20 protein-coding genes are annotated in these 19,679 nt (G+C 64.0%); 10 read left to right on the top strand and 10 right to left on the bottom strand.

Going from position 1 to position 19,679, the window contains the following annotated elements:
• Positions 1-32: 32 nt before the first annotated feature.
• From PCA31118_RS03810 to PCA31118_RS03790, 5 genes are all read left to right on the top strand, one after another.
• Positions 33-995 (top strand): LysR family transcriptional regulator, encoded by a 963-nt coding sequence (locus PCA31118_RS03810; protein WP_044455851.1) that lies wholly within the window; start codon positions 33-35, stop codon positions 993-995.
• 92 nt (positions 996-1,087) lie between these two features.
• A complete protein-coding gene (locus tag PCA31118_RS03805; RefSeq protein WP_150623051.1) occupies positions 1,088-2,092 on the top strand; it encodes an ABC transporter substrate-binding protein in 1,005 nt (334 codons plus the stop codon).
• Positions 2,093-2,160: 68 nt separating this feature from the next.
• A complete protein-coding gene (locus tag PCA31118_RS03800) occupies positions 2,161-2,928 on the top strand; it encodes an ABC transporter permease (RefSeq protein ID WP_174990316.1) in 768 nt (255 codons plus the stop codon).
• A 98-nt stretch (positions 2,929-3,026) separates the two neighbouring features.
• Positions 3,027-3,794: an ABC transporter ATP-binding protein gene (locus tag PCA31118_RS03795; protein WP_150623732.1), complete on the top strand. Its 768-nt coding sequence runs from the start codon at positions 3,027-3,029 to the stop codon at positions 3,792-3,794.
• Positions 3,795-3,865: 71 nt separating this feature from the next.
• Positions 3,866-5,194, top strand: coding sequence for an NAD(P)/FAD-dependent oxidoreductase (locus tag PCA31118_RS03790; protein ID WP_150623049.1), 1,329 nt, complete (start codon positions 3,866-3,868; stop codon positions 5,192-5,194).
• 107 nt (positions 5,195-5,301) lie between these two features.
• Here the strand turns inward: PCA31118_RS03790 and PCA31118_RS03785 are convergent, their stop codons facing one another.
• Positions 5,302-6,144, bottom strand: a complete 843-nt coding sequence (locus tag PCA31118_RS03785) for an oxidoreductase (protein WP_150623047.1) — start codon at positions 6,142-6,144, stop codon at positions 5,302-5,304.
• A 93-nt stretch (positions 6,145-6,237) separates the two neighbouring features.
• On the opposite strand from PCA31118_RS03785, the gene PCA31118_RS03780 reads away from it, so the two are divergent.
• Positions 6,238-7,221 carry an AraC family transcriptional regulator gene (locus PCA31118_RS03780; RefSeq protein WP_150623045.1) on the top strand — a complete coding sequence of 328 codons (984 nt, stop codon included), beginning with the start codon at positions 6,238-6,240 and terminating at the stop codon, positions 7,219-7,221.
• Between the two features lie 52 nt (positions 7,222-7,273).
• Here the strand turns inward: PCA31118_RS03780 and PCA31118_RS03775 are convergent, their stop codons facing one another.
• From PCA31118_RS03775 to PCA31118_RS03755, 5 genes are all read right to left on the bottom strand, one after another.
• Entirely contained in the window at positions 7,274-7,507 is a 234-nt protein-coding gene (locus tag PCA31118_RS03775) for a hypothetical protein (protein ID WP_150623043.1), read from the bottom strand.
• Between the two features lie 295 nt (positions 7,508-7,802).
• Complete coding sequence (locus PCA31118_RS03770) at positions 7,803-9,149, bottom strand: ATP-binding protein (protein ID WP_150623041.1); 1,347 nt, start codon at positions 9,147-9,149, stop codon at positions 7,803-7,805.
• Positions 9,146-9,886, bottom strand: a complete 741-nt coding sequence (locus PCA31118_RS03765; protein WP_150623039.1) for a response regulator — start codon at positions 9,884-9,886, stop codon at positions 9,146-9,148. The genes PCA31118_RS03770 and PCA31118_RS03765 overlap by 4 nt, the downstream gene beginning before the upstream one ends.
• 8 nt (positions 9,887-9,894) lie before the next feature.
• Entirely contained in the window at positions 9,895-10,092 is a 198-nt protein-coding gene (locus PCA31118_RS03760) for a hypothetical protein (RefSeq protein WP_150623037.1), read from the bottom strand.
• Complete coding sequence (locus tag PCA31118_RS03755; protein ID WP_484549323.1) at positions 10,089-10,523, bottom strand: GFA family protein; 435 nt, start codon at positions 10,521-10,523, stop codon at positions 10,089-10,091. Before PCA31118_RS03755 ends, PCA31118_RS03760 begins: the two co-directional genes overlap by 4 nt.
• A gap of 235 nt (positions 10,524-10,758) precedes the next feature.
• Here PCA31118_RS03755 and PCA31118_RS03750 point away from each other — a divergent pair, with 235 nt between their 5' ends.
• A complete protein-coding gene (locus PCA31118_RS03750) occupies positions 10,759-11,292 on the top strand; it encodes a thioredoxin family protein (protein WP_150623033.1) in 534 nt (177 codons plus the stop codon).
• 111 nt (positions 11,293-11,403) lie between these two features.
• On the top strand, positions 11,404-12,081 hold the full coding sequence (locus PCA31118_RS03745; RefSeq protein ID WP_150623031.1) for a hypothetical protein: 678 nt from the start codon (positions 11,404-11,406) through the stop codon (positions 12,079-12,081).
• A 35-nt stretch (positions 12,082-12,116) separates the two neighbouring features.
• Here PCA31118_RS03745 and PCA31118_RS03740 read toward each other — a convergent pair whose 3' ends face one another.
• Positions 12,117-12,560 (bottom strand): Rrf2 family transcriptional regulator, encoded by a 444-nt coding sequence (locus PCA31118_RS03740; protein WP_150623029.1) that lies wholly within the window; start codon positions 12,558-12,560, stop codon positions 12,117-12,119.
• A 55-nt stretch (positions 12,561-12,615) separates the two neighbouring features.
• The gene (locus PCA31118_RS03735) at positions 12,616-13,308 is read right to left on the bottom strand and encodes a class I SAM-dependent methyltransferase (protein WP_150623027.1); all 693 of its coding nucleotides are present in this window, start codon (positions 13,306-13,308) and stop codon (positions 12,616-12,618) included.
• 297 nt (positions 13,309-13,605) lie between these two features.
• Here PCA31118_RS03735 and PCA31118_RS03730 point away from each other — a divergent pair, with 297 nt between their 5' ends.
• Positions 13,606-15,210 (top strand): hypothetical protein, encoded by a 1,605-nt coding sequence (locus tag PCA31118_RS03730; protein ID WP_150623025.1) that lies wholly within the window; start codon positions 13,606-13,608, stop codon positions 15,208-15,210.
• A 129-nt stretch (positions 15,211-15,339) separates the two neighbouring features.
• Complete coding sequence (locus PCA31118_RS03725) at positions 15,340-16,836, top strand: MFS transporter (protein ID WP_150623023.1); 1,497 nt, start codon at positions 15,340-15,342, stop codon at positions 16,834-16,836.
• 13 nt (positions 16,837-16,849) lie between these two features.
• On the opposite strand, the gene PCA31118_RS03720 is transcribed toward PCA31118_RS03725, so the two are convergent.
• Both PCA31118_RS03720 and PCA31118_RS03715 read right to left on the bottom strand, forming a co-directional pair.
• Positions 16,850-18,259, bottom strand: coding sequence for an amino acid permease (locus tag PCA31118_RS03720; RefSeq protein WP_150623021.1), 1,410 nt, complete (start codon positions 18,257-18,259; stop codon positions 16,850-16,852).
• A gap of 39 nt (positions 18,260-18,298) precedes the next feature.
• Positions 18,299-19,675 carry a porin gene (locus PCA31118_RS03715; protein ID WP_150623019.1) on the bottom strand — a complete coding sequence of 459 codons (1,377 nt, stop codon included), beginning with the start codon at positions 19,673-19,675 and terminating at the stop codon, positions 18,299-18,301.
• Positions 19,676-19,679 lie beyond the last annotated feature (4 nt).

Genomic DNA, 19,679 nt, shown 5'->3' with positions numbered 1-19,679 from the left:
TTAGACGCGGCGCACGTTCTGGAGACATGCCGATGAAGAAACGCGCAGACCTCGACGTCAGATCGTTGCGGATCTTCGAGGCCGTCGCCTCGGCCGGCAGCCTTTCCGGCGCTGCCGAAACGCTTGGCGTCACGCAGTCGGCTATCTCGCAGGCCATCGCACAGATCGAGCAGACGGTCGGCACCCGGGTCCTCGACCGCTCGCGCCGTCCGCTCAAACTCACGCCTGCAGGTCTCGCCCTGTCGCGCCATGCGCGCCAGATCGTGGACGACATGGATCGGCTCATCGCTCAGGTGCAGGACGCCGACGTTGCCAGCCGCGCCGCCGTTCGTGTCGGCATGATCGACTCGTTTGCCGCGACGGTCGGACCCTCGATCGTTCGCCAGATGTCGGGCAGCACCAGCGAACTGCTGCTCTGGTCCGGCCTGGCCAACGGCCACGCGCAGGCGCTGCTTGCCCGCCAGCTCGATCTCATTGTCACCAGTGATCCGATGCACGACATGGAGCGCCTGGTGCGTCGTCCGATTTTCACCGAGCCGTTCATCGTCGTCGTTCCGAAGTCCCGGGAAGCCGACCTCGCGAACGCCGATCTGAGCGAACTGATTCGCGCATTGCCCCTGATCCGGTTTTCCGGACGCTCGCATTTCGGTGCCGTCATCGAACGTCACCTGCGCCGCACCGGGCACTCGCCGCGCATGCACCTCGAAATCGATACGTCTGACGTGGTGATGTCGATGGTTGCCGCCGACCTCGGGTTCACCATCGCCACGCCGCTTTGTCTGTTGCAGGGACGCGCGTCGCTGCCGCAGGTCGCCGCGCTCCCGCTGCCCGGCCCCGCCCTCTCACGCACGATTTATCAGGTGTCGCGCGAGGGCGAGGTCTCGGAGATGGCGTCGCAGTGTTTCCTGGCCGGTCGTCTCGCGCTCGCGCAGGAAGCCTTCCCGGAACTGCGTCGCCTCATGCCCTGGGTGGGCGAGCGTCTGGCGCTTTGCTGATCCACCGCCCCGGGGCGCCGGGCCGGATGACTCTCACCTGAAGTGCGCCCACCGTTCAACGCGAATAACACATACCTACATAGGAGACACGCATGAACCTCTCACGACGAAAATTCCTCCACACCAGCGCCGCCATGTCGGCGCTCGCAGCCGCAGGCGGTTCGTCCTTCGCGGGCCTGGCACGCGCAGCAGACGCCACGACGATTCAGTACGGCGGCTCGGCGTGGCTCGGCCACTATCCGGCGTATCTCGCCATGAAGTCGGGGGCGCTCGCCGCGGCCGGCATCGACCAGCAATGGCAATCGTTCGGTACGTCGTCCGCGCGCATGAGCGCCGTGCTCTCGGGGGGCATCGACATCGCCTGCACGGGCATTGTGTCGGCCCTGGCTCTCATGGCGCGCGGCTCGAAGCACTTCTCGATCGTGGCGGTGCCGGAGAGTTTCGGCAAGGTCGAAGGGCTGTTCGTGCGTGACGGCGTGAACGCCTTGCAGGACCTCAAGGGCAAGAAGCTGGGTGTGACGTTCGCATCGAGCGCACATTTGCTCGTGCTGGACCTGCTGGGCAGCGCCGGCCTGTCGAACGACGTCACGGTGCTCAACGTTCCCGCGCCCGAACTCCCGGGGGCCATTCAGTCCGGTCAGATCGACGCCGCTGCAGCGTGGACGCCGCAATTCAACCGCATTCGCGCCATGACGGGGATGAAGCTGCTGGCCGACGACACCCAGTTCTCGCTCTACAAGAAGTACAACGTGACACCGGGCCCGGACGTGCTCATCGTGCGCAACGCCTGGGCGGAGAAGAATGGCGATGCCGTGCGCAAGTACCTCAAGGTCTACTTCGACGCCTGCCAGACGCTGCGCGACAAGCCGGACGAGGCCGCGCGTACGCTGATCGCCCTGACGGGCATGTCGGCACTCGACCAGATCGAGACGATCAAGGGCGCCGACTGGTACAGCCTCGCGCAACAGACGCAACTGCTGAAGTCGCCCGGCAGCTATGTCGACGGTCTGCAACGGCTGGCCGAAATGCTCGTGACCTACAAGCAGATCGACAAGGCACCGGCCGTGCGCCAGTGGATCAACACGTCGTACCTGTAAGCCATCGTGCGCCGGTACGCCCGCCCAACGTTCGATCCCGTACCGGCATGCGCCTGAGGAGTCTGATTGTGAATCATCGCCAACCGTCCCGCGCTACGCTGCTGAGCGTGGGATTCGCTTCCGTGGTCGTGTTCCTTCTGGCCTGGGAAGCGGCCTGCCGCACCGGGATCATCGATCCCCTGTTTCTGCCACCGCCATCCGCCGTCGCGGAGAAAATCGTCGCCATGCTGGCCGACGGCACGTTGCTCTCCAATGTCCTCGCGTCCACCCGGCGCGTCATGACGGGCTTCATCGCCGCCACGGTCGTGGCCATCCCGCTGGGGATCATGCTTGGCACGTCGAGCTATGCCCGCGCCGCGTTCGATCCCATTCTGTCGTTCCTTCGCCCGCTGCCGTCGATGAGCTGGATTCCGCTCTCGCTGCTGTGGTTCGGGATTTCCGAGACGCAGAAGTACAGCATCGTGTTCATGGGCACGTTCGCCCCGGCGCTCGTCTACGTGATCGAAGCAACTCGCAACGTCGATCCCCTGCTCATCCGTGCAGCGAAGAATCTGGGGGCCAGCAACTGGCAAGTGATGCGTGAAGTGATCTTGCCCGCCAGCCTGCCGCAGATCCTGTCCGGCCTGAAGATCATTCTCGGTCTGTCCTGGACGTGCGTGATCTCGGCGGAACTGGTTGCCGCGCGCGAGGGACTGGGCTTTCTCATCATGAACGGCAAGGAGTTCTTCCAGACGGAAGTCGTCGTGCTCGGCATGGTGATGATCAGCGTCACGGTATTGGTGACGGATATCGTATTTCGCGCCATCGAGCGCAAGGTGTTGAGGTGGCAAGCATGAACGATCGCATCGATTCCCACGCAGACGAGCAGGCCGAACGAATCTCGACGGCCTCGACCCACACGCCGGGGGCTGCGCAGGCCGGCAGGTCAGACACGATGATCGCCATCGACGGCGTGTCCAAGCGTTACGGCGAATTCCAGGCACTGGAGCGCGTGGACATGAACATCGCCCGTGGTGAGTTCGTGGTGTTGCTGGGGGCGTCCGGGTGCGGCAAATCCACGCTGCTCAATCTGATTACCGGCTTCGACGAACCGACGACGGGCGTGATTCGTGTGAACGGCCGCGAAGTCAAAGGTATCGATCCGCACTGCGGCATGGTCTTCCAGCAGTACGCGCTCTTTCCCTGGCTAAGCGTGCTCGATAACGTTGCCTTCGGCCTGAAGATGAAAGGCATCGATAAAACGACCCGCTACGCCACGGCACGGCGCTACATCGATATGGTCGGCCTCAAGGGCTTCGAGGACCGCTATCCCAAAGCGCTCTCCGGCGGCATGCGCCAGCGCGTGTCGATTGCGCGTGTGCTGGCCAACGATCCGGACGTCATCCTGCTCGACGAACCGTTTGCCGCACTCGACGCGATGACGCGTCAGGTGCTGCAGGAGGAGCTGCTTCAGATCTATCAGAAGAGCGGCAAGACGATCGTTTTCATCACGCACTCCATCGACGAGGCGCTGATGCTCTCGACCCGCATGGTGATCATGAGTGCCCGCCCGGGCCGGGTGGCGTGCGACCTGCCCAACGATCTGCCGATGCCGCGCGACGCCCAGGTCCAGCTCTCCGCGCGCTATAACGAACTCAAATCGCAAATCTGGAACACCGTACAGACCGAGGTGATGCGCAGTCTCGAGAGTCAGGCCGCATAAGGTCTTTTCAATAAGGTCTTCTCAGTTCGTCATCCGCCGATCCGCCGGTAAGCCCCTGCATTTCTATCGTCATGTCCAATCAACTCAACACTCCCCGCCCGGTGCGGGACACTTTCCCCGTCTATCAGGCGGGTGCCGGCTGGAACGCCCTGCTCCCGGCGCGGGCGCCGCACACGCAAGCGCCCGCCGAGCGCAGTTTCGACGTCATCGTCATCGGTGCGGGCTTCACCGGGCTGGCGGCGGCGCGGCGCGTGGCCGAACTTCGCCCCGAGGCCTCGGTGCTGGTCGTCGACGCCACCACCGTCGGCAACGGCTCGGCGGGACGCAACTCCGGCTTTCTCATCAACCTGCCGCACAACACGGGCATGGGCGGACATGGCAGCCCGGTGGAAGTCGCCCGCAAACAGATCCGGCTGTACGACATCGGATTGAAGTGGCTCCACGCGCTGGTCACCGCAAACAGTATCGATTGCGGATGGAATCCGGTTGGCAAGTACCACGCAGCCGCCACGGCAGATGGCGAGCGACGCTTGCGCGACACGCTGGCGCAATACCGCGAATGGGGTGTGACGTACCGCGAGCTCTCGCGCGACGCACTGCATCAGGAAATCGGCACCGACTACTACGGCTACGGTTATCACTCCGAGAACAATGTTTTCGTGCAACCCGCCGCCCTCGTTCGTGGTCTCGCGGACAGCCTGCCGGCCAATGTCCGGTTGTGGGAAAACGAACCGGTGGTGGCGCTCGAGGGCACCGGTCCGTTCACGGTGCGCACGGCGTCGTCGGAGTTGCGCGCGGCTCAGGTCATCGTCGCGAACAATGGCTTCGCCCGCCAGTTGGGCCTGGCCCGCGATCGCGTCTTCACGATCTACACGTATGCGGCCATGACCCCCGTGCTGGCTGCCGACGAGCTGGCCAAGCTCGGCCCTGCGCGCGAATGGGGCGTGATCCCGGCAAACCGCCTGGGCACGACCCTGCGCAAGACACTCGGCGGACGCTTCGTGGTGCGCAGCGCCTACTCCTACGAGAAGGAGCGCCCCATGGCGGACGTCAATGCCATGCTGAGCGACGCGTATCGTCGTCGCTATCCGGCTATGGCGTCGCATCGGTTCGAACACGTCTGGGGTGGAGTGACGGCGCTCACACGCAACGGCGCCCTGTACTTCGGCGAGATCCGCAAAGGGTTGTTCGCCTCGCTCGGATGCAACGGCGCCGGCGTGCTCAAAGGCAGCATGTTCGGCAAGCTGCTCGGCGAGATGGCCTGCGGCGTTGCATCGCCCGAACTGACCGATGCGCTGGGGTTCGAGCGTCCGACCTGGTTACCGCCCGAGCCGATCCGGCGCGTGGCCATCGTCTCGGCGATTCAGTACCAGAAGCACCGGGCCGGGCGGGAACGCTGAGCCATCCGCATACCGCCGAACGGTCCCATATGTGGCTTCCGGTGAGCGAGCATCACCCCGCACGTTGGCGTGTGAGCCAGCGGACGGGGTTTTTTTTTTGATGTACCTCAACCGTCGGTCGACACCGTCAACGTCTCCCACGCGTTGAACTCGTCCTCCAGCGCACCGAGATGCGCGCGCACGAGTGTGAGCGCGTCGCTGCCCAGTAGCAGATGGGCTGGCGGATGTTCCGAAGCTATCGCGACGAGCATGGCGCGCGCGGCCTTGACCGGATCGCCGAGCTGTTTCCCGCTCTTGGCTTCGCGCGCGCGGCGCACGGGGTCGAATGTCGCGTCATAATCGGGAATCGATCGCGGCGTACGCGCCATGGAGCGCCCCGCCCAATCGGTGCGGAATGACCCCGGCGCCACCGCCGTCACCGAAATGCCGAACGGCCCGACCTCTTTGCCCAGGCTCTCGGAGATGCCTTCGAGCGCGAACTTGCTGCCACAGTAGTAGGCGATGCCCGGCATCGTGATATGGCCGCCCATCGATGTGATGTTCAGGATATGCCCGCGCCGACGCGCGCGCATGAACGGCAACACTCCCTTGATCATCGCGACCGCGCCGAATACGTTCACATCGAACTGACGACGCATTTCCGATAGCGGCGACTCCTCGAGAATGCCCTCGTGACCATAGCCGGCATTGTTGACCAGCACGTCGATGGGCCCCACGGCAGATTCGATGTCGGCAACCACACTGTCGATGGCATCGAAGTCGGTCACATCGAGCAACCGTCCGAAGGCGGCCGTCGGCGACATTGACTCGAACGCTTGCTTTGCCTGCTCGCTCCTCACTGTCCCCACGACGGTGTACCCGGTGGCCAGCGCTTCCTGCGCGAGCGCACGTCCAAATCCGCTGCTCACACCGGTGATGAGCACAATCTTGCCATTTGCTTTCGCGTCCATATTCGTCACTCCGAAATTGCATCAGAGCATGCATACTAGTCTTCGATGCAACGGGCTTTAAGCCGAATTCCGCTATTTTTCTTGCATAAAACTATGAGCACGAAGACTGACGCCGATCTGAGCTCCTGCGTCGACCGCCAAACCCGAACGCGCACGATCGCGCTGTTGCGCGCGCTGGCGCCCGATGAGGGCTACAACCTCACGCCGCTGCCGAGTGTTCGTATCCTGCGCGCGAACCGAACGCTCGCGCGCACGCCGGTGCTGTACGACCCGGGCATCGTGATCGTTTGTCAGGGTCGCAAGCGCGGGTATTTCGGCGACAGGCTCTACCAGTACGACGAAGACCATTACCTTGCGGTCTCGGTCCCCGTTCCGTTCACCATGGAGACAGATGCGACGCGCGAGCGCCCGCTGCTGGCCCTGTATCTGCATCTGGATTTCGCGATGGCAGCCGAACTTGCGGCACAGATCGACCGGACAGTGCATGAAGGGGCGAGTGTTGCGCGCGACGGCGCACCGCAGAGCATGATGTCCACGTCGATGGATCCGCGCATGCGCGCCTGCGTGCTGCGCTTTCTGGAAGCCATCAGTCAGCCGCTCGAAGCGGCCGTGCTCGGTCCGGGCCTGCTGCGTGAGTTGTACTTTCGTGTGCTGACGGGCGCACAGGGCGCTGCAATGCGCGAAGCGCTGGCGATGCGCGGACAGTTCGGCAGAATTGGCCGATCGCTAAGTCTGATTCATGCCGCATACGCCAAACCGCTCGATGTCACACAACTCGCCGAAGCAGCGGGCATGAGCGTGCCGAGCTTTCACAGTCACTTCAAGGCGATTACGCATGTGTCGCCCATGCAGTACCTGAAGTCGACACGTCTGCATCAGGCCCGTTTGCTGATGGTGCGTCAGGATCTGACGGCAGAAGCGGCATGCCACGCCGTGGGCTATACGAGTCCGTCGCAATTCAGTCGGGAGTTCAAGCGTCTGTTCGGACTGACGCCCGCCGCCGAAGCGAAACGCATGCGCGCGAGCTTCGCGATTCCGGCCGCTTTTGCCGACGCCGCGTATGTGTCGTCCCATTAGTGCGCGCGGACGACACATGCCCAGCCGGGCATCTCTGCCCGGCATCGCGCGGTCATGCGCCTTTGTACAGCGTCTTGTTCAGGTAATCGATTTCGCCCGAAGCGAGGGCGCTTTTCAGTTCGCGCCCGACGTCTGCCGTCGAGAGCGACGGACCGTTGTCCGGCGTCCAGTGTGCAGCTGACACGGCGTTGCCGGTACTGGTGAGGATTTCATCGGTCCCTGCGGCGTAGGCAGCGCCGGCGGTGCCGAGGGTGGCGAGCGAAACAGCGATCAAAAGGGCTTTCATGGTAAGGCTCCAGAGTCGATAAGTCGGTAAAGTCGCTAAAGGTAAAGCTTGTCAACGTCGGGTAACGCGCCGGGGCTTCAGGTGAAGTGAAGACGCTTTTCTTCACTCCGGCTCCTGCCTCCCACCGGTTTCCCCCGCCGTTGAAACCATTAGACCCTCTGGACGTATCTGCCATTTGTCCGCCAATGCGCCGTGTGCAATCGCAAGTACCGGCCGCGCCGTTGGACAAACTCGGATACAAAACCCCACTGCAATTTCCGCTCACGGCACCGGCTACGCCGACGCATGAACGGCGCTACGCCTTCACGGAAAGCCGCGCCTCAAGTCCGCCCTCAGCACGATTGCGCAACGTCAACGTGGCGTCCATCGCCTGCGCGAGTTGACGCGCGATGGCCAACCCCAACCCCGTGCCGCCGGTATGGCGGTTGCGCGACGTCTCCAGTCGCACAAACGGTGCGAAGACCGCTTCGAGCATGTCCTCCGGAATGCCGGGCCCGCGGTCGGTGACGATCACGTCGATGCCGTCGTCACGGCCGACCACTTCGAGATGCGCTTGCTCGCCATACTTGAGCGCATTGTCGACGAGGTTCCCCACGATGCGACGCAGTCCCTGCGGGCGGGTCACGATCGGATGACCGACCCGACCTGCCAGCGTGACCGGCGAGCCGGCGTCGACATAGTCGTACACGAGGCTGTCGAGCAGCGCATCGACGTCCACCTTGCACGGGGCTTCCGATGCACCATGCAGGGTGCGCGCATAGGTCACCCCTTCCCTGACCAGCGACTCCATCTCCTTCAGATCCTGCTGCAAACGCACGGCCACCGCCTCATCGTCCATCGTCTCAACCCGCAAACGCATGCGGGTGATCGGCGTCTGCAAATCGTGCGAGATGGCCGCCAGAATCTGCATGCGCTCGGTCATGTAACCGCCGATACGGTCCTGCATCGCGTTGAACGCCCGCGCCGCGCGCGCCACCTCCGACGGGCCGTCTTCACGCATGCGCTGCGCACGCAAGTCGGGCCCGAGCGTGTCGGCGGCCTTCGCCAGGGCGTCGAGCGGACGCGTCGCCACGCGCACCGCGAGCCAGCAGCAGGCAGCGATCAGTACCAGTTGAAGCGCCAGCATGGCAGGCAACCAGCCCGACAGTGGCAGCGTCGGCGTCGGGAAGACATCGATGGTGAGCGGTGATCCGTCGCTTAGCCGCAGGTGGGCCTGAAGCCGGTCGGGATCACCGGGCACGCTGCTGACCGTTACGGGATACGACACTCCGATGGCCTCCTCGATCACGCGCGCGACCTGCGCTGCCGCACCCGCGTCGGGCTTTCCGCCGCTGGCTCCCGGGCCGAGTTCGAAGCGATAGCTGCGCCTGGCCAGACGCGCCAGCCACTGGGGCCGCTCGTTCGCGGGCAAATGATCGAGCAAGGCGACGGAACTGGCGACTTCGCTCTCGATGTAGACGCTCATCATGTTCGACGTCACGCGGTTGCGCTCGGTCATCGTCAGCCAGAACGAGAGTGTCTGTGTCAGCGCCAGTCCGACGAAGAGGATGAGGGCGAGACGCGCGAACAGCGAGCGCGGCCAGCGCCACGGCTGCCGTGGGGGCGACGGGGGCGGCAGGGGCTGCGTCTGCGTCGGGGTCATTCGGGGGCGGAAACCACAGTGACGGCCGCGCAAAACACGTAGCCTTCGTTGCGCAACGTCTTGATGTAGCGAGGCTCACGCGCACCGTCGCGCAAACGCTGGCGCAACCGGCTGATGAGCAGATCGATGGACCGGTCGAAGGCGTCGGCCTGTCTGCCCTGCGTGAGATTGAGCAACTGATCGCGCGTGAGCACCCGTTGCGGATGATCGAGCAACACGCGCAACAGGCGATACTCCGCACCGCTGAGCGCGACCTGCGTGCCGTCGGTATCGAGCAGATGGCGCGCCGTGGTATCGAGCTGCCAGTCGCCGAAGGCAAGCACTTCGGCCGTCTCGGTGATCTGCATGCCCGGGGGCAGCATGCGGGTGCGACGCAGCACCGACTTGATGCGGGCAAGCAACTCGCGCACGGCGAACGGCTTGGCGAGATAGTCGTCCGCGCCCATCTCCAGGCCGACGATCCGGTCGGTTTCCTCGCTGCGTGCCGTCAGCATCAGCACCGGTACCGCCCGGAACTTGCCCGACCGGAGCTCGCGGCAGAGCACGAGACCGTCATCGCCCGGCAGCATCAGGTCGAGCACCACCAGGTCCGGCGCACCGTCGGCAAGTACCGCGCGCATCTCACGCCCGTTGGCGGCCGTGCTCACTCGCATGCCGTTCTTTTCGAGATAGTCGGCGAGGAGTTCGCGAATGCCGCGATCGTCGTCGACGATCAGCACATGATCGATTTTTTCCATGCGAACGATTATAGCGATGCGCGTTGCGGCGCAAGGTCGCCGCCGTCCCCGTCGCCGGACCGAGCCGGATGGGTGCGACGCCGCAAGCGCTCCGCTTCGGGCAACACGCGACGACTCGCCGGGACCAGATCGCATTGGAGCGGGTGCACGACCTCCGTGCCGAGGCCGCCCGCCAGGAAGACCAGCAGACCGAGCAGGCGTCTCATGCATCCTCCACCACCGAGAGCGTCTTGCCGTCGGCAACCCCGTGATCGATCGCATACGGATCCGCGACGTCTTCCAGACAACCGACATTGGCGCGCCACATGCCGGGCATTGTGCGCGCCGCATGGAACGGGTAAATGCCGCAGTGCTTGCAGAAATAGTGTTGCGCCACGCGAGTGTTGAACTGATACAGCGTCAGTGCATCACGGCCGGCGAGGATGCGCAGATTCGCCTCAGGGAACGCCGGCGTCATCAGCGCGCCGCGCCGACGGCACAGGCTGCAATTGCAACGAGTCGCCGGTTCGACGGACGTGAGCACTTCGAAGCGCACCGCGCCGCAGTGACAGGAACCTCGATGGACCGCAGGCTGGGCCTCAGGTCGGTCTTGAGGTTGGGCCTGAGGTTGGGCCTCTGATTTGGCCCCTGACGAAATCTCGGACGACATGGATCGACTCCCGGTTAGCCCGCACCGTCGGTGCAGTCGCTGAACGCTTTATAGCCCAACCCCGCCCCCCGTTTGTATCACTGTGTATCTGGCGCCCGCTGCGATACACGACGTTGCCGAAATGCGGTGAAACGTACACACGGCAGATACGCGCGAACAGTGAAATACGGCTACCGACTCACCCAACCCCCAACCCGTTACACGGTTCACAGGAGATACCCCCATGCTGCCCCTGCTCAGAAGCGCTTTCGTCGCCCTCGCCCTTACCGGCCTCGCGGCTTGTTCCCCGTCTCAGGCGCGCCCGATTTCCGGCGTTGCCGCCCCGGAATTCACCGGCATCGATCAATGGATCAACAGCCAGCCGCTGACGATGCAACAACTCAAGGGCAAGGTCGTGCTCGTCGATTTCTGGACGTACTCCTGCATCAACTGCATCCACACCACGCCTTACGTGAAGCAGTGGTACGACAAATACAAGGATCAGGGACTGGTCGTGGTGGGGGTACATACGCCTGAGTACGCCTACGAGCGCGACTACAAGAACGTGCTGGAGGCCGTGCGCCGCGCTGGCATTCAATACCCGGTGGCGCAAGACAACCGCTACGCCACGTGGAAGGCCTACGACAATCTCTATTGGCCTGCGTTCTACCTCGTCGACAAGTCCGGCAAGATCGTCTACACGCATTTCGGCGAGGGAGACTACGACAAGACCGAGGCGGCGATCAAGGCGCAGTTGGCAGCCCCTCAGCCGCAATAGTGGTTGACCTGAGGGCGCTTGCGACACGCAAGAGCGATTCATACAAGCAGAGAACCGGTGGTGGCGAGACATTGAGGTTCGATGGTTCGCCACATTTCCTGGGAGATTGTGATGCCAAACTCGTTGTATCCGGCCGGTGCTGCGCCAACCGTGACTTATCCCGCGCACGCGGGTCCCGATATCGGTGTGCTTGCCCAACGCCTGCGCAACGCCATCACTGACCGACCGGCACCCGGTCAGGCGTGGGTGCCCGACCAGATCGCGTGGGACACGCTCGTCGAAATCGCCAGCGATGCCCGTGGATTGACTGAGGCCGAGGCGAACGTGTACCGAGCCACATTACGGGCCGCGTTGCCTGCGTTCGACATCGCCGATCCGGATGTCGTCTTGCTCTACGAAGTTGTCGACAACTGCCTCGGCCCGGGCAAACCCTCGATTGCCACCCATCTTGCCGGTGTGGTTTTCGAATTCCTGCAGCTGCCCTGTCTGGTCCTGCTCGAACCCGGCGAAGCGGCGCCGGGCACGCGCACGTTCAACAGCGTGCTCCCGTCGCTCGCTGCCGCCGCATACGACTGCGGTCCGTTCGGACGAACGCTGTACCTGGAAGGCGCCGCAACGATGTTGAAGGGCGTGAACGAGGCGTGCGACGAATCGCGCCGCGAAAGGTTGTGCACGACCCTGTTCGCGATACCCAATCCGCCCTTTGGCGGCGACGCAGCGCCGACGAATCTTTACGAATTCGATGCAGCGCTCACGCGCTTGGGCGTATACGAACCCCTGTCAGGATGACCGCAGGTCACGAAGGGCTGCCCCATCACGTCGTCCTAACGTGACAGCGCCTCGTGCTGAGCGCACAACGTGTCGAAGTTCTGCGCCAGATCGGCCAGCGAAACCGCGCCAAGGCGTGCGATGAGGATGGCTTCCGCCTCGCGCAATGCGCCGTCGAGCGCTGTATTCACGGCACGTTCGACAGCGCATTGCGGGTTGTCGCTTTGCACGCCGATCGCGAAAATGTTCGGCCCGCCGACGGCGCGATGGATGTCGAGCAACGTGACGTTGCCCAAATCGCACGCGAGCGTCCAGCCGCCCCCATGGCCCTTGTCGGAGCGCACATAACCCGCGTCGCGCAAACCCGCCATGGTGCGGCGAACGACCACCGGATTCGTGCGCAGCATCTGTGCCAGTTGCTCGGAGGTGAATGGAGCGTCGTGCCGCGCCATGTGCAACAGCACGTGCAACATCCTTGAGAGTCTGCTGTCGCTTCTCATCTGATCTCTATGCCTGCCTGAACTGCCTGAACTTCCTGAACTACCCGATCCATCGTCAGGCGCCGGGCGCCTGACGCGCAAACCACGCGTGAATCAACCCGGCCTGGAAACACCGCACCGGCTGATCGAATCCGCCTTGTCGGAGGATGTCGTCCATCGCCTCGGGCGGCACGACCGCCACCTGAGAATCGTAAATGGCGCTGGCACGCTCGCGCGCCTGTGGCGAGACAGACATCATGTTGAACCATACGTCCAGCAAACGCTTTCCGGCGTCCGATCTCATGTCGCAGGCCAGATCGGCGCTCACGAGAGGACCGCCCGGCACCAGCCGGTCGGCGATGCCACGAAAAAACGCCCGACGCTCGACCGGATCGGTGACGAACTGCGACACGAGAATCGACGTTGCCGCATCAAACGGTGCATCTGCCTGTAACGTGTCGAGAAATCCCCGATGGAAGACGCAACGCGACGCGATGCCCTGCGCTTCGGCCTTCTCGCGAAACACATCTAGCATGGGCCCCGAAGGCTCCACGGCCGTAAAGCGCCACCGCGCATGGCGCTCGGCCAGAGACAGGATCTCCGCGCCCGTACCCGCCCCGACACACAGCACGTTAGCGGTATCGGGCAGCGGCGCGAACACGTTGTCGAGCACCAGTTGCAACGCGTCGCGCAACGGCGCCAACGCGCGCCAGGTCTGATCGTAGGTCGCGGCGTGCTCATCGAACATGGCAATGGTGTCTTGCGGCATCGATTCGCTCCCATTCATGTAACTTTTGATGTTTCATCATTGCATGGAACCCACGGGGTGCGCAAGCCACGAACTTCGCAGGCTGGCTCGGCAAGCGCCGACGCATATCCCCACCCCCGCCCCCGCCATAATTGAGGGGTGTCGCTAAATATTGGCGTCTGGTGGTCGTTAATGCTCTTGATCCCCCGGTTCCTTACCGGGGCTTACAACAGCCACCGGACGACACGCCCCCCGATGACGTCTATCAATACCGCTTCCCCTCTCGCTTTTCCTCTCCTTCAGCCGGCGAATGCCGACTTGGCGTCTCGCGTCGTCCCTGGCCGTGCCGAAGGCACCCCTCAGGGCATCCTGCCGAGCGCCGATATTTCCGGGCTGACGAGCGCGACACGTGTCACGCTTACGCAAACGCCCCCTGTCGCGAACTGGCCAACGTACGCGCAGCCGGTCGCGGGCGGCGCAATGCTGAACTGGCAGCAAGTCCCGTCCGACCCCTTGTCACTGCTGATGTACGGCAACATGTCGACATCGTCGCTGGGTAACCGGCTCGATCAGCTTGGGTCGAAAATGATGTCCGCCATTGCCTCGGGCGCGACATCGTTCTCGCAGACGGTGCTCCGTTCGACGTCTGCAGCACCGGCAACCGATGCCGCGACCGGCACCGATTTGGCCGCGCAACAAGCGAGATTGCAGTCGAGCGCAGACGACCGCTTCGCCCTGTCGGTGACAACGGCAAGCGGCGCGCAGGTGACGGTGAGGATCGCGAGCAGCGGCACCGGCGGGGGCAACGGGGGCGACGTGAGCGGCCTGTCCCTCGAATTTTCCGTGACGAAAGGCACGCTCACCGACGCCGAACGCGAACAACTCGGCAAACTGGGCGATGCCTTCCAGAAGGCCATCAACGGTCTGGCGAAGCAGCCGCCCGTCGTCGACTTCGGCGCACTGACCGGGTTCGACACGTCCGTGCTGAGCTCTGTCGACCTGTCGGCCACGCTCAATGCCAATGGCGCCTCGCCGCAAACCTTCGCGTTCCATGCGGATGCGACGCAGCGCTCGATGCATGTGGATGGGGCAAGCGGCAAGTTCGACGTCAATGTCGATCTGAAAAACCTGCAAGCCATCGGCAGTCCGAAAGCGCAAAAGGCTGCACTCGACGCGTGGCTGGATCGATTCGACGCGGCAAAGACACGCGGCAACGGCGACGCCGCACTCATGGACATGTTCAAGGCTGCGTTCAGCGGTCTGAACGCAAACTATCCGCCCGCCACGACACTGCCGCGCATTGCGCTGAGCCACGCCGACCGATCGGTGCTGAGCGGACTGGCGGACTTCAGTGCGTCAATTTCCCAGACGCAAGCGTCACCGAACCCGATGCGTCCATCGGAAGTCGATGGTTTTGACTACCAGATCTCGCAGAGCACGCAGATCGGCGGGCCGGACCGCCTGAACCGCACGATCTCGCAGCAGTCGCAGGCCACGCTCAGCGCGAGTTTCCACCGGTCGCTCTGGCCCGGCGTGCCGCTCGTGCTGAAAGACGACCCGAAGTCACAGAACTACGAATACGTGAAGATTCAGGACTCGGCGAAAAGCTCGGCGGACGTGGGCTATCGCGACGGCCTGCTCGTCCGTGCGAAGGCAACCCGATCGGCGAGCCAGACGACGCAGGTGCAGCGCTACGAAATGGCCAAACTGGTGAGCGATGTGACGACGCCGGTGTCGTCAACGAGCAGTAGCAACCTGATGGCCCTGCTCCAGTCCATCATGCAAAACGATACGGCGCGCAACGCCGGGTCGTCCGACAGCCATCCCTTCGACGACGACACGGATGTGGGTGACGTGGCGAACGTGCGTCGCCGTACCGCGCTCGAAGTCGACCCGACGCGTCTGAACGCCGCTTCGCAATAAGTAGCCGCGCAGTCGACCACACCTCAACCCTGCTAGCCCCCGCGCCGCGCCGCTCTGGTCGTGTCGCGGGGTAAGATGTCAGGCAAATATTGACGAACCACGGGGATATCCGGCGTTCTCGACAGCCTGATGGCAGAGACAACAGACAATCCGAACCCTCCTTCCCACTCCTCCAACGCGGCGACGTCGCTCGTCGACACCGACTTGCCCGGCCGTCTCGACCGCCTGCCATGGGGGCGCTTTCATACCCTGATCGTCGTCGCGCTGGGCATCACGTGGTTGCTCGACGGTCTCGAAGTCACGCTGGCCGGTGCCGTTGCCGGTGCGCTCAAATCGAGTCCGACACTCGCGCTCACCAATGCGCAGGTCGGCCTTGCCGGCAGCGCCTACATTGCGGGCGCCGTGCTGGGCGCCCTCGGTTTCGGCTGGTTGACCGACCGGCTCGGGCGTCGCAGGCTCTTCTTCATCACACTGCTGCTGTATGTCGCGGCAACCGCCGCTACCGGACTGTCGTGGAGCTTCGCCAGCTTCGTCGTGTTCCGATTTCTGACGGGCGCCGGCATCGGCGGCGAGTACACCGCCATCAATTCGACGATTCAGGAATTCACGCCGGCGCGCGTGCGCGGCTGGACCGATCTCGTCATCAACGGTACCTTCTGGGCCGGCGCGGCGCTCGGCGCCGCGGGCTCGCTTGTCTTGCTCGATCCCGGCGTGCTTCCCCCGGACTGGGGCTGGCGAGTGTGCTTCTTCATCGGCGCCGCGCTTGGGCTCGGCATTCTGTTCATGCGAATGTGGGTGCCCGAGAGTCCTCGCTGGCTCATCCTTCGGGGTCAGACGCGTGAAGCCGAAGCCATCGTCGAGCGCATCGAACGCTCCCTGCGCGAGCGGGGACAAACCATCTCCGATGCGCCGGTGGCGCGCCTCCAGTTGCGTGCCCGACACGCCACCCCGTTGCGCGAGGTATGGCAAACCCTCCTGCACACGTACCGCCGCCGCTCGCTCGTCGGCCTCACGCTGATGATCGCGCAGGCGTTCTGCTACAACGCGATCTTCTTCACGTACGCGTTGGTACTCACCGATTTTTACGATGTTCCGGCAGCGAGTGTCGGCTGGTATCTGCTGCCGTTCGCTGCGGGCAATGTTCTGGGGCCCATCGTGCTCGGTCACGGATTCGACGTGTTCGGCAGACGCGTGATGATCAGCGCGACGTACGCCATGTCGGGCGTACTGCTGGCCATGAGCGGCTGGGCGTTCGCGCAGGGATGGCTGAACACGCTCACGCAAACCCTCGCGTGGTCCGTCATCTTTTTCTTTGCATCGGCGGCGGCCAGTTCGGCGTATCTGACCGTGAGCGAGAATTTCCCACTGGAAATTCGCGCACTCGCCATTGCCGTGTTCTATGCCATCGGCACGCTGCTCGGCGGCGTGGCGGGCCCGGCCCTCTTTGGCTGGCTGATCGACACGCAGCGCCGGGCGGACGTGTCGATCGGCTACCTGGCCGGCGCGGGACTGATGGTGGTGGCGTCCGCCGTGGCGGCGCGCTGGGGCGTCGCGGCGGAACGCCGTTCGCTCGAATCGGTTGCCGCGCCGCTGTCGTTGCACTCGACCCGGCGCGACGCCCGCTAAACGGGCCAGTCCCTCAATTGCCCTGCCCTCGCGCGCCCGCCACGATCGCGCCATCGCGCCTGCGGTACCACGCGGCGTAGATGAGCGACAGCGCGATGACGAACGGCAGGCCGTAGACCAGCGTCATGCGGAATTCGTCCGTCAAGTAGGTCGTCACGAGCGTTGCGACCATCAGCAATGCTCCCGTCAGGCTCGCGTACGGATAACCCCACATCCGAAAGCGCAACGACTGCGCGTGGTGAGCGCGACGGAAATAGAGATGCGTGACGAAGATCATCAGCCAGGTGAACATCGCGCCGAACATCGAGACCGACATCATCAACGTGAACGACGCCTGCGGCGCAATCACGTTGAGCGCGACCGCCAGCGCAATCCCGATGGTCGAGAGCATGAGCGCGGCCACGGGCACACCGTTGCGACTCACCTCGCCGAAGCGGCGCGGTGCGTAGCCCGCGCGCGAGAGCGAGAACATCATGCGTGTGGTGATGTACAGCTGGCTGTTCATTGCGGAGAGCGCCGCCACCAGAATCACGAGATTGATGACGCCCGCCGCTCCGGGAATGTGCGTGGCGGCCATGACCTTGACGAACGGGCTGCCGTCTTCGCCCGCCGCGCTCCACGGTACGATGGCGAGCGTCAGGGCCAGCGTCAGCAGGTAGAAGAACACCAGACGGAACATCGTCGCCCGGAAGGCCCGTGTGATCGCGCGTTGCGGGTCCTGCGCCTCGCCCGCAGCGACCGCGATCATCTCGATGCTCAGATAGCTGAAGATCGAGACGATGACCGCCACCCACATGCCCCAGGCGCCTTTCGGGAAGAATCCGCCATGCGACGTGTAGTTCGCCAGACCGATCCCGCTGCCTTGCGGCGCGCGAAAGACGATGTACGCGCCCAGAATCAGGAAGGCGACGATGGCCACGATCTTGAGCATCGAAAACGCATACTCGACCGCGCCGAAAACCTTGACGCTGGCGGCATTGATCGCGATCAGGCCTGCGGAGAAGCCAACGATCCAGTACCAGCCCGGCACTGCCGGAAACCAGTACTTCATATAGACGGCGATGGCCGTGACCTCGGTGCCGACGGCGAACACGATCGACGACCAATAGGCGTAACGCACCAGAAACCCGGCCAACGGACCGATGTAGTGCTCGGCGTACGCACCGAAAGAACCCGAGGTCGGGTGAGCCACCGTCATTTCGGCAAGGCAGCCCATGAGCAGCAGCGCAATGGCGCCGCCGATCGCGTAGCTCAGCAGCACGCTAGGTCCCGCAAAGCCAATGGCGAACGCACTGCCCAAAAACAGGCCGGTGCCAATGGCGCCGCCAATGGCGATCATCGATAGCTGAGCGCTGCTCAATCCCCGGTGCAGTCCTTTTTCTCGCTCGACTATGGTGTCGAAGCCCGGTTGTGTCGTACTCAAGATCGTCTCCTGTGAATCTTAGGTAATGAAAATTCGTGCTCAGAATGTGTGTTCGATGCCGACGCCGACGCCGCGGTAATGCACGCCCGGCGGCGCGTTGCCGCCGGAAAAATTGGGCCGTGGCGAAAAGCCGTAGCTACCCCAGGCCCGATTGATGACCTGGTAGTAGGCGACGTACACGTCGGTACGTTTGGAAAAGTCGTAGCGGTAGCCCAGGTTGAGCTGCGTCGCGCCCAGGTCGTCCGTGTTGCAGGCCGCGCCCCCCACGCGCGAGCAGGCGCCGTTCATCGCATAGCCGCCGCCGAGCCAGACGGAGTGGCGTCCGCCGCCGAAGAAGTGCTGCACCATGGCGTAGAACGCATCGCGCCGGTAGCGATTGAGATTGCCGGACGTGCCGTCGTCCGTCCGATACGTCAGCCTGTCCCATCCCGCCACCCACTTCGTCTGCGCATAGGTGAAGACGATGAGGACCTTGTGTCCGTCGTCGGTCGAACCCGTGGCGCGCGAGCCGACGTTCGACGGGTTGGCGCTGGCGGGTGCGCCTAACCACGCGAGACCGAAGTAGTCCTTGTGCAGCTCATACGCATAACGCACGCGCAGCGGCCCGTTCAGATATTCCAGCCCCGCGCCGAAGACCTGCGGCGAGATGTCACCGGCGGGTGTCGCGACCGAGCCGTTCGAGAGCGAGTAGGAGAACTGCAATTGCAGGCCGGCCCACTCAGGAGTCCAGTACTGAATCGTGTTGCCCTGCCGCCGGTTGAACGTGGCGTCCGACGCGTTATTGACGCGGCCCGACTGCGTCGTGGTGTTCGGCACGTTGAAGCCGGGATTGCTCAGGATCGTGCTCAGATCGCCCGTGTACGGATTGCGAACGGGCGAGCCGACGGAGAGCGTCGACCATTGATACGGCGTGTCCCAGTTGCCCAGAAACACGGTGCCGAACGGCCCCTTGACCCCGACGTTCGAATTGCGTGCGCCAATGGCGCCGGTGGCCTTGCCGTCAATGGACACCGGTGTCTCGATCTGCCAGATGGCCGCGTAGCCATCACCCAGGTCCTCCTTGCCGCGCATGCCGAAATACGAAATACTCGAGAGCATGCGCGCGCCGCTCATCTCGGGCGAGCGGATCGCTCCCGCAGGCGCTTGTGTCGGACGCGGCGCCGATGCCGGCGTTTGACGCTCGCTGACGCCGACCCAATCCGTCATCGGCGTGAGATGACCATAGATCTGCACCTGCGCCTGAGACGAGTTGCAAGCCGCCAGGCCAACAGCCATCGCCAGCATCGTGCCGGGCACGCGCGCACACAGGCGCACCGCCGCATGGTGCGCACGCGGCGCACGCGTGACACCCGCCACACGATGTGCATGGCGAGACGATCCCCGGCATGGCTCCAGATACCGCAACGCGCCGCGCATGGTC

The organism is Pandoraea captiosa, assembly GCF_902459775.1.
GTDB classification, from domain to species: domain Bacteria; phylum Pseudomonadota; class Gammaproteobacteria; order Burkholderiales; family Burkholderiaceae; genus Pandoraea; species Pandoraea captiosa.
Note: the sequence above shows the minus strand (reverse complement) of the source record. Positions and strands in the feature narration are given on the sequence as shown.

Coding starts and splice junctions, on each gene's coding strand:
- PCA31118_RS03810 (WP_044455851.1), top strand. CDS start 33: ATGAAGAAACGCGCAGACCTCGACGTCAGATCGTTGCGGATCTTCGAG.
- PCA31118_RS03805 (WP_150623051.1), top strand. CDS start 1,088: ATGAACCTCTCACGACGAAAATTCCTCCACACCAGCGCCGCCATGTCG.
- PCA31118_RS03795 (WP_150623732.1), top strand. CDS start 3,027: ATGATCGCCATCGACGGCGTGTCCAAGCGTTACGGCGAATTCCAGGCA.
- PCA31118_RS03790 (WP_150623049.1), top strand. CDS start 3,866: ATGTCCAATCAACTCAACACTCCCCGCCCGGTGCGGGACACTTTCCCC.
- PCA31118_RS03785 (WP_150623047.1), bottom strand. CDS start 6,144: ATGGACGCGAAAGCAAATGGCAAGATTGTGCTCATCACCGGTGTGAGC.
- PCA31118_RS03780 (WP_150623045.1), top strand. CDS start 6,238: ATGAGCACGAAGACTGACGCCGATCTGAGCTCCTGCGTCGACCGCCAA.
- PCA31118_RS03775 (WP_150623043.1), bottom strand. CDS start 7,507: ATGAAAGCCCTTTTGATCGCTGTTTCGCTCGCCACCCTCGGCACCGCC.
- PCA31118_RS03770 (WP_150623041.1), bottom strand. CDS start 9,149: ATGACCCCGACGCAGACGCAGCCCCTGCCGCCCCCGTCGCCCCCACGG.
- PCA31118_RS03765 (WP_150623039.1), bottom strand. CDS start 9,886: ATGGAAAAAATCGATCATGTGCTGATCGTCGACGACGATCGCGGCATT.
- PCA31118_RS03760 (WP_150623037.1), bottom strand. CDS start 10,092: ATGAGACGCCTGCTCGGTCTGCTGGTCTTCCTGGCGGGCGGCCTCGGC.
- PCA31118_RS03750 (WP_150623033.1), top strand. CDS start 10,759: ATGCTGCCCCTGCTCAGAAGCGCTTTCGTCGCCCTCGCCCTTACCGGC.
- PCA31118_RS03745 (WP_150623031.1), top strand. CDS start 11,404: ATGCCAAACTCGTTGTATCCGGCCGGTGCTGCGCCAACCGTGACTTAT.
- PCA31118_RS03740 (WP_150623029.1), bottom strand. CDS start 12,560: ATGAGAAGCGACAGCAGACTCTCAAGGATGTTGCACGTGCTGTTGCAC.
- PCA31118_RS03735 (WP_150623027.1), bottom strand. CDS start 13,308: ATGCCGCAAGACACCATTGCCATGTTCGATGAGCACGCCGCGACCTAC.
- PCA31118_RS03725 (WP_150623023.1), top strand. CDS start 15,340: ATGGCAGAGACAACAGACAATCCGAACCCTCCTTCCCACTCCTCCAAC.
- PCA31118_RS03715 (WP_150623019.1), bottom strand. CDS start 19,675: ATGCGCGGCGCGTTGCGGTATCTGGAGCCATGCCGGGGATCGTCTCGC.